12 protein-coding genes and 1 riboswitch are annotated in these 12,487 nt (G+C 68.9%); of the genes, 2 read left to right on the top strand and 10 right to left on the bottom strand.

Features of this window, described 5'->3' with window-relative positions; all coding sequences use genetic code 11:
- Positions 1–21: 21 nt before the first annotated feature.
- The 3 genes from ACTTAG_RS06950 to ACTTAG_RS06960 all read right to left on the bottom strand — a co-directional run bounded on the left by ACTTAG_RS06950 (position 22) and on the right by ACTTAG_RS06960 (position 6,599).
- Positions 22–1,509 (bottom strand): cobyric acid synthase, encoded by a 1,488-nt coding sequence (locus ACTTAG_RS06950; protein ID WP_444464782.1) that lies wholly within the window; start codon positions 1,507–1,509, stop codon positions 22–24.
- 176 nt (positions 1,510–1,685) lie between these two features.
- A riboswitch (cobalamin riboswitch) is annotated at positions 1,686–1,872 on the bottom strand.
- A 156-nt stretch (positions 1,873–2,028) separates the two neighbouring features.
- Positions 2,029–5,250, bottom strand: a complete 3,222-nt coding sequence (locus ACTTAG_RS06955; RefSeq protein WP_444464783.1) for a beta strand repeat-containing protein — start codon at positions 5,248–5,250, stop codon at positions 2,029–2,031.
- A 203-nt stretch (positions 5,251–5,453) separates the two neighbouring features.
- Complete coding sequence (locus tag ACTTAG_RS06960) at positions 5,454–6,599, bottom strand: alpha-D-ribose 1-methylphosphonate 5-triphosphate diphosphatase (RefSeq protein ID WP_444464784.1); 1,146 nt, start codon at positions 6,597–6,599, stop codon at positions 5,454–5,456.
- A gap of 86 nt (positions 6,600–6,685) precedes the next feature.
- On the opposite strand from ACTTAG_RS06960, the gene ACTTAG_RS06965 reads away from it, so the two are divergent.
- A complete protein-coding gene (locus tag ACTTAG_RS06965; protein WP_444464785.1) occupies positions 6,686–7,360 on the top strand; it encodes a DUF1045 domain-containing protein in 675 nt (224 codons plus the stop codon).
- On the opposite strand, the gene phnN is transcribed toward ACTTAG_RS06965, so the two are convergent.
- From phnN to ACTTAG_RS06985, 4 genes are read right to left on the bottom strand one after another with little or no spacing between them, the layout of a single operon-like run.
- On the bottom strand, positions 7,327–7,881 hold the full coding sequence (gene phnN, locus ACTTAG_RS06970; RefSeq protein ID WP_444464786.1) for a phosphonate metabolism protein/1,5-bisphosphokinase (PRPP-forming) PhnN: 555 nt from the start codon (positions 7,879–7,881) through the stop codon (positions 7,327–7,329). The two genes, ACTTAG_RS06965 and phnN, sit on opposite strands and share 34 nt — an antisense overlap.
- Entirely contained in the window at positions 7,878–8,561 is a 684-nt protein-coding gene (gene phnL, locus ACTTAG_RS06975; RefSeq protein WP_444464787.1) for a phosphonate C-P lyase system protein PhnL, read from the bottom strand. The genes phnN and phnL overlap by 4 nt, the downstream gene beginning before the upstream one ends.
- A 4-nt stretch (positions 8,562–8,565) precedes the next feature.
- Positions 8,566–9,372, bottom strand: coding sequence for a phosphonate C-P lyase system protein PhnK (gene phnK / locus ACTTAG_RS06980; protein WP_444464788.1), 807 nt, complete (start codon positions 9,370–9,372; stop codon positions 8,566–8,568).
- Positions 9,372–10,235 (bottom strand): alpha-D-ribose 1-methylphosphonate 5-phosphate C-P-lyase PhnJ, encoded by an 864-nt coding sequence (locus tag ACTTAG_RS06985; RefSeq protein WP_444464789.1) that lies wholly within the window; start codon positions 10,233–10,235, stop codon positions 9,372–9,374. The genes phnK and ACTTAG_RS06985 overlap by 1 nt, the downstream gene beginning before the upstream one ends.
- A 28-nt stretch (positions 10,236–10,263) precedes the next feature.
- Between ACTTAG_RS06985 and ACTTAG_RS06990 the strand changes: the two genes are divergently transcribed.
- Positions 10,264–10,389: a hypothetical protein gene (locus tag ACTTAG_RS06990; protein WP_444464790.1), complete on the top strand. Its 126-nt coding sequence runs from the start codon at positions 10,264–10,266 to the stop codon at positions 10,387–10,389.
- Positions 10,390–10,391: 2 nt separating this feature from the next.
- On the opposite strand, the gene ACTTAG_RS06995 is transcribed toward ACTTAG_RS06990, so the two are convergent.
- Genes ACTTAG_RS06995 through phnG form a run of 3 tightly spaced genes read right to left on the bottom strand, consistent with a single transcriptional unit; the run spans position 10,392 to position 12,478 of the window.
- Positions 10,392–11,465: a carbon-phosphorus lyase complex subunit PhnI gene (locus ACTTAG_RS06995; RefSeq protein ID WP_444464791.1), complete on the bottom strand. Its 1,074-nt coding sequence runs from the start codon at positions 11,463–11,465 to the stop codon at positions 10,392–10,394.
- Positions 11,465–12,031, bottom strand: a complete 567-nt coding sequence (phnH, locus tag ACTTAG_RS07000) for a phosphonate C-P lyase system protein PhnH (protein ID WP_444464792.1) — start codon at positions 12,029–12,031, stop codon at positions 11,465–11,467. Before phnH ends, ACTTAG_RS06995 begins: the two co-directional genes overlap by 1 nt.
- The gene (phnG, locus tag ACTTAG_RS07005) at positions 12,032–12,478 is read right to left on the bottom strand and encodes a phosphonate C-P lyase system protein PhnG (RefSeq protein WP_444464793.1); all 447 of its coding nucleotides are present in this window, start codon (positions 12,476–12,478) and stop codon (positions 12,032–12,034) included. It lies immediately after the preceding gene.
- Between the last annotated feature and the right edge of the window lie 9 nt (positions 12,479–12,487).

The following is a 12,487-nucleotide window of genomic DNA, read 5'->3' on the forward strand; positions in this document are numbered from 1 at the left end:
CAAGCCCCGCCCGCGCCTCCCTCACCGTGCCAGGGCGAGGAGCGCGTCAAGATCGAGATCGGCCTCGATCTCGTCGGCAAAGGCGTCCAGCGCGGCATCAAGGCGGGCGGCATGGTCAAGCGCGGCGGCGGTGAGGCCAAGCTGCGAAAGCCAGTGGCGGCGGAAATCCCCCGCGCCGAAGAGGCCGTGCAGATAGCTGCCCATCACCCGGCCATCGCCGGACAGCGCGCCTTCGGGGCGGCCGTCAAGACGCAGCCACGGGCGGGCAAGCGCGTGGCCGAAGCTCTCGCCCATATGCATCTCGTAGCCGGTGACGCGGGCGCCGCTGACATGGTCGCGGGCGTCGATTTCGGTCAGACGCTTGGTCGGGCCGATCACGGTTTCAAGGTCCAGAAGCCCCAGCCCCTCGGTTTCGCCCGGGCTTCCTTCGATCCCCTCTGGGTCTCGGACGACCCGACCAAGCATCTGAAACCCCGCGCAAATTCCGACCACGCGACCGCCCCGGCGCAGATTTGCGCGCAGGTCGATCTCCCAGCCTTCGGCGCGAAGGGCCAAAAGCGCGGCGCGGGTGGCCTTGGACCCGGGCAGGATCACCACCGCGGCCTCGGGCGGGATCGGCTGGCCCGGGCGCACCCAACGCAGATCGACGCCGGGCTCGGCGGCAAGCGGGTCGAGATCGTCGAAATTCGCGATCCGCGGCAGATCGAGGACGGCAATCACCAGCGCCCCCGCCGTGCCGGGACGACGGGCGAGCCCGAGCGAATCTTCCTCGGGCAGGCGCCGCGCCGCCTCGGACCAGCGCATCAGACCGAGCACCGGCCAGCCGGTCTCGGCACGGATGTCGGCGGCGGCGGGCGCGAAGATCGCGGGATCACCGCGGAATTTCGTCACGATCACACCGCCCAACCGGGCGCGGTCCGAAGCACTCCAGAGGTGGTGATGCCCGATCACCGCCGCCGTCACCCCGCCACGCGACTCGTCGCCCAGCAGCACCACCGGCAGATCGGCCGCCTCGGCGAGCCCCATGTTCGAGATGTCTTGCGGGCGCAGATAGCGTTCGGCGCCGCTGCCCGCCCCCTCGATCAGCACAAGGTCATGGGTGGCCGAGAGACGATCAAGGCTTTCGATCACCCGCGGCCGCAGGCTTGGTTTCAGCGCCTGATACTGTGCCGCCGAGAACCGCCCCAGAACCTGCCCCTGCACCACGACCTGCGCATCGATGTCGGTTTCGGGCTTCAAAAGCACCGGGTTCATGTGGACGGACAGGGGAACGCCCGCCGCCCGCGCCTGCAGCGCCTGCGCGCGGCCGATCTCGCCGCCCTCCGCCGTCACGGCGGCATTGTTCGACATGTTCTGCGCCTTGAAGGGCGCCACCTTGAGCCCCCGCCGGGTGAAGGCACGGCACAGCCCCGCGACCAGAAGGCTCTTGCCGACATCGGAACTGGTGCCCTGGATCATCAGCGCCCGGCCGCGACGGGGCAGTTTGGCGGCGGGGCCTGCGTCAGCCATGACGGGCCTGCGGGGCGCGTGCAGGGAGCGCCCGAACCGGGCCGCCCGCCCTGCGCGGGGTTGCAAGGAAGATCATCTCTTTCGGCTCCATACCGTTCCTGTGGCAGTGGGCCGGAAAGCGGTAAGGGGACAGGCCCCGGACAAGCCGAAGCACCCTGCCTCCGGGCCCGCCGCCCGGGATGGTTTCTGGCCTGGCAGGTCTCCTGGCTTGCGGCTCAAGCGCCCCTTGCGCCTTCCCGACCCGTGGGTCAGTGGCCATGCTCGGGGCTTGCCGCTTACAGTTGCGGGGGCAGCGCCGGACTTGCACCGGCTTCCCTCTTCGTCCGCGGGATCAGCCGCGGAACCAAGGCGCGGGCAAGATGCGCGCTGGGCCCGGGACTGTCAATTCCCCGCAGGCTTGCAGATGGACGCGCCCGCGCGGGGATGAAACGCAAATGCGGTGCGCCACCCGGTCCCATGGCAGGGCCCAGCCCGGCGCAGAGGTCCCGCCCGGAGGGGTCCGGGCGGGACAGGTGCTTGTCAGACAAAGAGAATGTCGCTGCCCGACAGGCTGAAATTGGCCGCGGTGAAGCTGCCCGTCAGCAGGATCGTCAGATCCGCCCCGGCGGTGCCGTCCAGACCGATCGCCAGCGTCGTCACCCCGCCCGAGGCGGACACCGCAACCTGCCCGGCGCCCAGCGTCGTGCCCGCGCCATTGGCGATGCTGCTCAGCGTCGCCCCGTAGAGCCGCATCCGGTCGCCGCTGGCGCCATCGGCAATCGTGTCCACCCCGCAACCGTAAAGGTTGGTGAACTGGAACAGATCCGCCCCCGCGCCGCCCAGCAGCGTGTCGTTGCCGTCGCCGCCGTTCAGGATGTCATTGCCGGCGCCGGTGCTGATCCGGTCGTTGCCGCCAAAGCCGTAAAGCCGGTCGTTGCGGGCCGAGCCGGTGAAGTCGTAGCTCTCGAAGTTGTTGAACGTGGCATCATAGCTGCCATCGGTCGCATAGATGTGATAGGCGCCGTTCGAGACGTAATCCATCCGCAGCCCCGAGGTCGCCAGCGCGGCGTTCAGCGTCAGGCTGTCGGTGCCCGCGCCGCCATCCGCCCATTCCGACCGGCCACGGCCCAGATTGACCGTGTCGTTGCCCTCGTTCGTCGCCACCGCATCATCGCCGGTCCCGGCCGAGAGGTTGACGATATCGGCATTCTGCCCGGTCGTCAGCGAGACCGCCTCGATCCCGGTCAGCACCGTGCTTGCCCCGCTGACCGTGGCTGCGCCCGCCGCGCTCAGCGTCATCCGGATCGCCACCGTCGATCCCGCGTAATTGGCCTGCCAGGTGTCGATGCCCGCGCCGCCGTTGATCCGGTCGGCCCCGGCTGCGCCATTGAGCCAGTCATTGCCCGCGCCGCCGCTGAGCGTGTCGGCCGCCCCGGCGCCAATCAGCGTGTCGGCCCCGGACCCGCCGGTCACGTTGAAGCGCTCGACGTTGATGTAGTCGAGGAAATGCGCGTCGCCCTGTTCGCCGTAGCGGTTCCAGCCGTTCGAGGTGTAGCGGCTCTGGATCGCCTCGGTGCTGGCGGAATAGTCGAGGATCAGCAGATCGACCCCGGCGCCGCCGTCGAACCCGTCCTGGCCCAGCCCGAGCGAGACGGTGTCATTGCCCGCATTGCCCGCAAACCAGTCGTTGCCGCTTTGGCCCGAGGTGTCGATCAGATCGGCCCCGGCCCCGCCCGAGAGGCTGACCTGCTCGATGTTGCGCACGTCGCAGCCCGAGCCGGTCGCCTGCGAGGCGGTCTGGCTTGCGGTCGCGTTGAAGCGCAGCGCCGCCGAGATCGCCGAGAGATCGGCCCGCCACAGGTCGGTGCCCGCGCCGCCGTCGATCACCGCCCGCCCGGCGCCGCTGTCCAGCGTGTCATTGCCGCCCCCGCCGCGCAGGCTGTCGTTCATCGTGCCGCCGACAAGGCTGTCGTGGCCCGCGCCGCCGGTCAGGTCGTAATGCTCGATATTGATGAAATCGACCTGATCGCCGCTGGTCGAGCTGAAGCGATACCAGCCGTTCGAGACGTAGCTGTGGCTGATCCCCTGCGTCGCCCCGGCGATGCCCGACCAGTCGAGCACCAGCGTATCCTCGCCGTCGCCGCCATTGACCGCATCGACGCCGCGCCAGACCGCGGCGCTGTCATTGCCCGCGCCAAGGAAAAGATTGTCGTCATAGACCCCGTCCAAAGTGGTGATGAGGTCGCGCACCGCGGTCCCGGTATAGGTCAGCCGTTCGAGCCCGCTGATCGCCGCGCCGTAAGTCGTGGTCTGGGTCTGGAAGTTGATGGTGACATTGGTCTCGCGCTCGGAGAGGTTCGCCTCCCACAGATCGACGCCCGCGCCGCCGGTGATCACATCGACGCCACCGCCGCCCGACAGCGTGTCATCGCCGCCATTGCCGACCAGCCGGTCGTCCAGCGCCGCGCCCAGCAGGTAGTCGCCGCCCGCGCCGCCGGTCAGGTAGAAGCGCTCGAAGTTGATGTAGTCGAGCCGGTCGCCGCTGGCCGCGCTGAAGCAATACCAGCCGTTCGAAACATAGCTGCGGCTGATCCCTTGGGTGGCATCGGTGATGCCCGACCAGTTCATCACCAGCAGATCCTCGCCCGTCTCGCCATTGGCGCTGTCGACGCCGCGCCCCGAGGTGACGGAATCGTCGCCCGCCCCCATGGCGAAGCTGTCGTTGTAGCGCCCGGCCAGCGCCACGACGGCATCGTCAAAGGCCGAGCCGGTGTAGCTCAGCCGCTCGATGCCGCTGATCACCGCGCCGGTGTTGGTGGTCTGGCTGACCAGGCTGACCGAGGTGTTCGCCTCGATGTCGGTCAAGCTGACCTGCCACAGGTCCACCCCGGCGCCGCCCGCGACGGTATCGGCCCCGGTGCCGCCGATCAGTGAATCGTTGCCGCCGTTGCCGGTCAGCTGGTCGGCCAGCCCCGCGCCCTGCAGCCAGTCGGCTCCTGCGCCGCCGGTCAGGAAGTAGCGCTCGAAATTGATGTAGTTCACCTGATCGCCGCTGAGCGCGGAATAGCGATACCAGCCGTTCGACACATAGGAATTGCGGATCGCGAAGCTTGGATCGGTGATTGCGGACCAGTCGAAGGTCAGGATGTCGGTGCCCGCCCCGCCATTGACCCAGTCGATGCCGCGCCCGCCGTTGATCTGGTCACTTCCATCGCCCGTGGTGATGTTGTCATTGCCCACAAAGGCCGAGGTGTCGATCACGTCATCGCCGATGCCGGTGGTGATCGTGAGCGCCTCGATCTGGGTGAAGCGCGCCCCGGTGGCCGCGACCAGCTGGGTGGTCGCGGGATCGGCGGAGAGCGTGATCAGCACATTGTCGGTGACATCGCCGTAACTTGCGCTCCAGCGGTCAAAGCCCGCGCCGCCGCTGATCGTGTCGGCGCCAAGCCCGCTGGTCAGGCTGTCGGCCCCGGCGCCGCCGTAAAGCTGGTCGGCCTCATTGGCCCCGCGCAGATCGTCGTCGCCCGAGCCGCCGCGCAGGATGAAGCGCTCGAAACTGTAGAAGTCGATGCTGGACGACAGATAGTCGGTGTAGCGATAATAGCCGTTGCCCGCGTATTCGTAGATGATGTCGCTTGCAAGCGCGGCGTAATTCACCACCAGCGTGTCCGTGCCCCCCTCGGCATTGACGCTGTAGATCCCGGTTGGGGTGACGGTCACGGTGTTGTTGCCGCCGCTGACGGGAAGTCCTGTGATGGCCATGGTCTCCTCCTCCCTCGTCCGCCTTGCAGCATGACGTCAGCCGGAATTGGCCTTGTCCATTGGCACACGGACGACAGCCCGATGCTACACCCGTTCCCGCGCGGCCCTGCTGCGACAAGATTTCCGTTCCGGTCCGTGACACCTGTCTTTTTGGGCAGGCTTTCCGGTGCCGCGCCTGACAAGACGGCCGCCGGGGGGCCGCCTCAGCCGACGCGGCGGCCGCGGACCCAGACCCCGCGCAGCGCGGCGGTGCGGTCGACCCGATGCGCCCGGATCAGATCGGCGCGCAGCCCCGGCACGATCCGGCCGCGATCGGTCAGCCCCACCGCCTGCGCCGGGGCCGCCGTCACGGTGGAGAGCCCGCGCGCCACATCGCCCCAGATGTCGCCCAGAAGCAGCGCCGCCGACAAAAGCGCCCCCGGCACATAATCCGACGACAGGATGTCAAGCAGATCCGCCTCGGCCAGCGCCTGCGCCGCGACATTGCCCGAATGCGAGCCGCCGCGGATCAGGTTCGGCGCCCCCATCATCACAGCGATGCCATGGGCGCGACAGGCCTGCGCCGCCTCGAAAGTGGTCGGGAATTCGGCAAAGCGCACCCCGTGGCTGTGCGAGGTCACGACATGCTCGGCCGTGGTGTCGTCATGGCTGGCCAGCGCCGCCCCCAGACGGCGCGCGGCGGCCACCGCCCCCGCCTCATGCGCCGCGCCGTGCCGGGCCTTCAGCGCCTTTTCCTGCGCGACATGGGCCAGGAATTCCGCCTCGCTCAGCCCGTGTTTCTTGCGCACATAGTCGCGCAGCTTCGAGAGGTCGCGAAACTGCCGCGCCCCGGGGGTGTGATCCATCAGGCTGACGATGCCCACCCGATCCTCGGGGCCGAATTTCGCCAGCTCATCGAGCAGCGTTTCCGAACAGATCTCGGCGCGCAGATGCAGGTAATGCGAGATCCGGAACCCGTCGCGCGCCCGCATCTGCAGGATTTCATCGGCCAAAGCCCGGGCATATTCGCGATAGTCCGACCGCGCCCCCGAAGCCCCGATCGAGCCCACCCGCAGCGCGTCGAAGACCGTGGTGATGCCCACCGAACACAGTTCCGCATCATGGGCGATGATCGCATCGGCATGCGGCCAGGCGACCTTCGGGCGCGGCTCGATATGGCGCTCCAGATTGTCGGTGTGCAGCTCGATCAGCCCCGGCGCCAGCAGATCGCCCTCGCAATCCAGCGCGCCTTTGGGCACCGCGCGGCCCGCGCCGATCTCGGCAATCAGCCCGTCGCGCAGCAGCAGATGCCCGGGCTGCACCCCCTCGGGCAGAACCAGCATGGCATTGGCCAAAATCGTCTCGGTCATCCAAATCTCCGAAGTTTCGGTTTTCAGGCAGGGGTTTGGCAGGCGAGTGTCACATTGCGGTGACGCGGGGATGCGAAAGCGGGGCCATGATGATCAAACGCTATGCGCTTTACTTCGCCCCCGCCGATGCGGGTCTCTGGCAGGCCGGGTCGGACTGGCTCGGCCGGGATGCCGCGACGGGCCGTCCGACCGGCCAGCCCGCGATTGCCGGGCTCGCGGCCGCCACCGCAGCCCCGCGCAGATACGGCTTTCACGCCACGCTCAAGGCGCCGTTCCGGCTGGCCGAAGGGGCGACGCCCCGCGATCTGCACGCCTCCCTTGCCGCGCTGGCAGGCGAGCTTGCCCCGGTGCCGCTGCCCGGCCTTGCGGTGACGCGGCTGGGCCGCTTCCTTGCGCTTTGCCCGACGCCAGAGGCCCCGGGTCTCGCCGAACTCGCCGCGCGGGTGGTGCGCCATTTCGAGCCCTTCCGCGCCCCCCTGAACGCGGCCGAGATCGCCCGGCGCCAGCCCGACCGGCTCAGCCCGCGGCAAGCCGAGCTTTTGCACGCCTTCGGCTATCCCTTTGTTTTCGAAGAGTTCCGCTTTCACATGTCGCTGACCGGCGATCTGGCGCCGGAAGATCTGGCCCGGCTTGAACCGCTGGCGCAGGCCTTCTTTGCGCCGCATCTGCAAGGCCCGGTGGCGCTTGATCGGCTGTGCCTGTTCGGCGAGGACGAGGGGGGCAGGTTTCATCTTCTGGCGGCGCAGCTGCTGGGCGGCTGAAGCGCCGCGATCAGGGCGGCGATGCCCGCTTCGGGCGGGCCGTCATTGCGAATGCGCTGGGCGCCAAGGCCCGGCGGCAGCGGCATCCCGGCTCTTTGCAGACGCGCGGCGATTTCGTCCGCGCCCTCGCGCCCGCGCCCGGCCAGCCGCGCCTGCAGGACCTCGGGGGACACCGTGATCTCGATCACCTGCAGCTCGGGATAGGCGGCCAGACAGTCCGGCAGCGCCGCGCGCGAGCCGTTGAAGATCACGTCGCGCCCCTGCCTCAGCGGCGCCAGTTCGGCCGTCCGGATGCCATAGCCAAGCCCATGCGCCAGCCACGAGAGCGCGAAGCCGCCGCGCCCGCGCAGGGCCGCGAATTCCGCCGCCGAGAGGCTTTCGAACGCCTCGCTTTCGGCGGGCGGCCGGGTGATCGTGCGCCGGGCCCGGTGGATTTCGGGCCGGGCCGCGATCAGCCCGGCGATCAGCGTATCCTTGCCCGCGCCCGAGGGGCCGACGATGGCAAACAGACGCCCGCTCATGCGGCCCGCGCCGGGGTGAAGGCGGTGACATCGACCAGCCGGTCGGCCACCTGCGCGCGGGCGGCTTCATCGTGGAAGATGCCCAGAAGGGCTGCACCGCGCGCCTTGGCCTCGCCGATCAGATCGAGCACCACGGCCCGGTTGACCGGATCGAGCGAGGCGGTGGGCTCGTCAAGCAGCAGCACCGGGAACGGATGGGCGAAGCCGCGGGCGATGTTCACCCGCTGCTGCTCGCCGCCCGAAAAGGTGGTGGGCGAGAGCGACCAGAGCCGTTCGGGGATGTTGAGCCGGCTCAGCAGCGCGGCGGCCCGGGCCAAGGCCGCGTCCTCGGTCTCGCCCGTGGCCAGCACCGGCTCGGCGACGACGCGCAGGGCGGGCACGCGCGGCAGCACGCGCAGGAACTGGCTGACATAGCCCATCCGGTCGCGGCGCAGCGCGATGATCTGGCGCGGTGTCGCCGTGGTCAGATCCAGCCCCGCCACCTGCAGCCGCCCCGTCTCGGCGCGGTAATTGCCCCAGATCATCCGCATCAGCGTCGATTTCCCAGCGCCCGAGGCGCCGGTCAGCGCCACGCATTCCCCGGACGCCACGCGCAGCGATGCCCCCGCCAGCACCGGCAGCACCGCCGCGCCCTGATTGTGCAAGGTGAAGCTTTTGCACAGATTTTCGATTTCGATCATCGGCTTACACCTGCAGGACAGAGGAAACGAGGAGTTGCGTATAGGCCGTTTGCGGATCATCCAGCACCTGATCGGTCAGCCCCGCCTCGATCACCCGGCCGTCCTTCATCACCATCAGCCGGTCGGCCAGCAGCCGCGCCACCGCCAGATCATGGGTGACGATGATCACCGCCAGACCCATCTCGCGCACCAGTTCCCGCAACAGATCCAGAAGCCGCGCCTGCACCGAGACATCGAGCCCCCCGGTCGGCTCGTCCATCAAGACCAGCCGCGGCCCGGTCACCAGATTGCGCGCGATCTGCAGCCGCTGCTGCATGCCGCCCGAAAAGGCCCGCGGCCGGTCGTCGATCCGGGCGGGGTCGATCTCGACCCGGCCCAGCCAGTCGGTCGCGGTGGCCCGGATCGCCCCGTAATGCCGCGCGCCAACGGCCATCAGCCGCTCGCCGACATTCGCCCCCGCCGTCACCCCCATGCGCAGCCCGTCGCGCGGGTTTTGATGCACGAAGGCCCATTCGGTCCGCGCCAGATGCCGCCGTTCGGGCTCGGCCATCGCCCGCAGATCGCGGCCGCGATAAAGGATCTGCCCGGTATCCGCCGCCAGATGCCCGGCCAGACACCCCAAAAGCGTCGATTTCCCCGAGCCGCTCTCGCCGACGATCCCCAGCACCTCGCCGGGGAAAAGATCAAAGCCCACCTCGGCACAGCCGATCCGCGCCCCCCAGGCCTTGCTCAGACCTTCGACCAGCAACAGCGGCCCCGCTTCCGGCTCCGGCTTTTTCTTGGTCCAAATACGCCCTTGCGCGGTCTCCATCACGCGACCCCCTCCGACAATCGCCCCAGATGCCCGGCCGCCCGCCGCCCGGCGCAAAAATCGGTGTCCGAGCAGCAAAACATCCGCCCGCCCGCATCATCGGTGATCACCTCATCGAGATAGCTGGTCCCGGCCCCGCACAGATCGCAGGCGGCCTCGGCCTTCGTCGCCTCGAACGGGTGATCCTCGAAATCAAGGCTGACCACCCGCGTATAGGGCGGCAGCGCATGGATGCGGCATTCCCGCCCGGCGCCGAACAGCTGGATCGCCGGGCAATCGCCCAGCTTCGGATTGTCGAATTTCGGGATCGGGCTCGGGTCCATCACATGGCGCCCCTCGACCAGCACCGGATAGGCGTAAGAGGTCGCAATCGCCCCGTGCCGCGCGATATCCTCGTAAAGCTTCACATGCATCAGCCCGTAATCGGCCAAGGCATGCATCCGCCGCGTTTCGGCCTCGCGCGGTTCCAGAAAGCGCAGCGGCTCGGGGATCGGCACCTGAAAGACCAGGATCTGGTCCTCGGTCAGCGGTGCTTCCGGGATGCGGTGGCGGGTCTGGATCAGCGTGGCGCCCTCCGTGTGCGTGGTGGTGGCCACCCCCGCCGTGCGTTCGAAAAACCGGCGGATCGAGACCGCGTTCGTCGTGTCATCGGCGCCCTGGTCGATCACCTTCAGCACGTCTTCGGGGATCAGACAGGCCGCCGTCACCTGCACGCCGCCGGTGCCCCAGCCGTAAGGCATCGGCATTTCGCGCGAGGCAAAGGGCACCTGATAGCCCGGAATGGCCAAAGCCTTCAAAAGGGCGCGACGGATCATCCGCTTGGTTGCGGCGTCAAGATAGGCGAAGCTGTAGCCCTCAGACATGATGGCCCCCGGAACAAGGAACGGACGGATGTTGCACTGGATCTTTTTCGCGGTGGCGGGCGCGTTCCTCGTCGGATCGTTCCTGCGCACCAAGGCGGGTGGTGGCGATGCCCCCAAGGACGACAGAACTGCGCCGGGCAAAGACGAAGACTGAGGTCATTGCCCCGCCCCCCCGGCCTCGCGGCGCAGTCGCCGGATCAGCTCCAGTTCGGACTGGAAATCGACGTAATGGGGCAGCTTGATATGTTCCAGAAACCCCGTCGCCTGAATGTTGTCGCAGTGGCTCAGCACGAATTCGGCATCCTGCGCCGGGGCGCCGGTGGCGTCTTCGCCCAGCTCCTCCCAGCGCAGGGCGCGGTCAACAAGGCTCATGGAAATCGCCTTGCGCTCGGATTGGCCAAAGACCAGCCCGTAGCCGCGGGTGAATTGCGTCGGCTCGGTCCTTGAGCCGGTGAACTGGTTCACCGTTTCGCATTCGGTCAGCTCGACCTCGCCGATCTCGATGGTGAAGCCGAGTTCCGGGATCTCCATCTCCACCGCGCAAAGGCCGATGCGCAATTCGCCGACAAAGGCATGGGTGCGCCCGTAGCCGCGCTGGGTGGAATAGGCGAGACCAAGCGTGAAACCCTCGTCCGCCCGCGCCAGGGCCTGCAGCCGCAAGGCCCGCGCGGCGGGCAGCTCAAGCGGCTCGCGCGTCAGATCGGGGGGCGTTTCGGGGCCCGTGGTCACCGGCTCCATCAGCCCGTCGCGGTCGAGAAGCCCCAGCACATGCGGGCAGGCCTCGTCCGGGGCGGGGGCACGGGCGGCTTCGGGCACCGCCCCCTCGGCCATCAGCGCGAAATCCAGCAGCCGATGCGTGTAGTCGAAGGTCGGCCCCAGCAGCTGACCGCCCGGCACATCCTTGAAGGTGGCGGAAATCCGGCGGCTGATCTGCATCGCCGCGGTGTCGACGGGCAGGCTGGCGCCAAAGCGCGGCAGCGTCGTGCGATAGGCGCGCAGCAGGAACACCGCCTCGATCAGATCGCCGCGGGCCTGCTTGATCGCGAGCGCGGCCAGATCGCGGTCGTAAAGCGAGCCCTCGGCCATCACCCGGTTCACCGCGAGCGTCATCTGTTCGGCGATCTGCGCCACCGAAAGCTCCGGCACGGCGGGATTGCCGCGGCGCTCCTCGGCCAGCCAGGCATGGGCCGCGTCAATCGCCCGCTCGCCGCCTTTGGTTGCCACATACATCAGAGCGCCTCCACAAGGGTCGAGCGGGGCAGGGCGGTCATCTCTGTCCCCGCGCAGAAATAGCAATCGAAGCCAAGCGGATAGCGGGTGCGATTGACGACGAAGGGGGCGAGGGCGGGCAGGGCCGCGTCCTGATGCGTCGCGATCCCCGGGCCGCGCAGACGGGCATTGGGCGGTGTCAAAGCCGTCATCTCGACGATCAGCGTCACCGACCGGTCGGGATAATCCGGCGTGCCAAGGCGAAAGCGACCCAGCGGCAGATCCGCCCAAGCGCCAAGGGCAAAGACGGCCTCTTCGGGCGGGCAGATCGGCGCGGCGAGGTGAAAGGCGATCCAGTCGCGCAACTCGGGCCTGTCAAGCGCCGGGGCAAGGAAAAGCGGCGTCGTGTCATCGGCCAGCGTCAGCAAAAGCGCCCCGGCCGCGGGGGACAGCGGCGCGGGCGGCCGGGCCCCGTCGATCGGCTGCACCCGCCCCGGCCGCGCCATCGCCTGCAGCGCGGCACGAAACACATGGGCGGTCTCGATGGCGGGATCGGCGAACCCTCCGGCAAGTGCTTGCGTGTGCATTCAATCCTCTCCCCGGACCAGCGTGAAGAATTCGACCCGGGTCGCGGCGGCCTTTTCGGCACGGTCGCGGCGGCGGGCGGTTTCCTCGGCGCGCAGGGGGGCCAGAACCGCCGCCGCGATCCGCGCGGCTTCGGCGCCCTGCAACAGCGCATCCGCCACGGCCGCGCGGGTGGCGTGATCCTTGTCACGGCCCTGCACGAAAGCCTGCCCCACCCGGCCATCGGCCAGTTGCAGCGCACAGCGCGTCACCGTCATTTCGCCCAGATTGAAGGGCGCCCCCCCGGCCCCCATCCGCCCGCGCAGCATCACCGCGCCCAGTTCGGGCGCGCGAAGCCATTGAAACGGCGGCAGATCGGGCAGCAATTGCGCCAGCCGCGGTCCCGGCGCCCGGGCCAGAAGCCCCAGATGCGCGGCGCGGGGCGGGGTGGGTTCGGTCAGACCAGACATCTTGCGGAT

Origin of the sequence: Rhodobacter capsulatus (genome assembly GCF_052363185.1) — a bacterium.
Lineage (GTDB): Bacteria > Pseudomonadota > Alphaproteobacteria > Rhodobacterales > Rhodobacteraceae > Rhodobacter > Rhodobacter capsulatus_E.

What these genes read in the sequence shown, in the direction of transcription:
- phnL (WP_444464787.1), bottom strand. Translation starts at nt 8,561, where the DNA reads ATGATCGAAATCGAAAATCTGTGCAAAAGCTTCACCTTGCACAATCAG.
- ACTTAG_RS06950 (WP_444464782.1), bottom strand. Translation starts at nt 1,509, where the DNA reads ATGGCTGACGCAGGCCCCGCCGCCAAACTGCCCCGTCGCGGCCGGGCG.
- ACTTAG_RS06955 (WP_444464783.1), bottom strand. Translation starts at nt 5,250, where the DNA reads ATGGCCATCACAGGACTTCCCGTCAGCGGCGGCAACAACACCGTGACC.
- ACTTAG_RS06990 (WP_444464790.1), top strand. Translation starts at nt 10,264, where the DNA reads ATGTTGCACTGGATCTTTTTCGCGGTGGCGGGCGCGTTCCTCGTCGGA.
- phnN (WP_444464786.1), bottom strand. Translation starts at nt 7,881, where the DNA reads ATGAGCGGGCGTCTGTTTGCCATCGTCGGCCCCTCGGGCGCGGGCAAG.
- phnK (WP_444464788.1), bottom strand. Translation starts at nt 9,372, where the DNA reads ATGGAGACCGCGCAAGGGCGTATTTGGACCAAGAAAAAGCCGGAGCCG.
- ACTTAG_RS06965 (WP_444464785.1), top strand. Translation starts at nt 6,686, where the DNA reads ATGATGATCAAACGCTATGCGCTTTACTTCGCCCCCGCCGATGCGGGT.
- ACTTAG_RS06960 (WP_444464784.1), bottom strand. Translation starts at nt 6,599, where the DNA reads ATGACCGAGACGATTTTGGCCAATGCCATGCTGGTTCTGCCCGAGGGG.
- phnH (WP_444464792.1), bottom strand. Translation starts at nt 12,031, where the DNA reads ATGCACACGCAAGCACTTGCCGGAGGGTTCGCCGATCCCGCCATCGAG.
- phnG (WP_444464793.1), bottom strand. Translation starts at nt 12,478, where the DNA reads ATGTCTGGTCTGACCGAACCCACCCCGCCCCGCGCCGCGCATCTGGGG.
- ACTTAG_RS06995 (WP_444464791.1), bottom strand. Translation starts at nt 11,465, where the DNA reads ATGTATGTGGCAACCAAAGGCGGCGAGCGGGCGATTGACGCGGCCCAT.
- ACTTAG_RS06985 (WP_444464789.1), bottom strand. Translation starts at nt 10,235, where the DNA reads ATGTCTGAGGGCTACAGCTTCGCCTATCTTGACGCCGCAACCAAGCGG.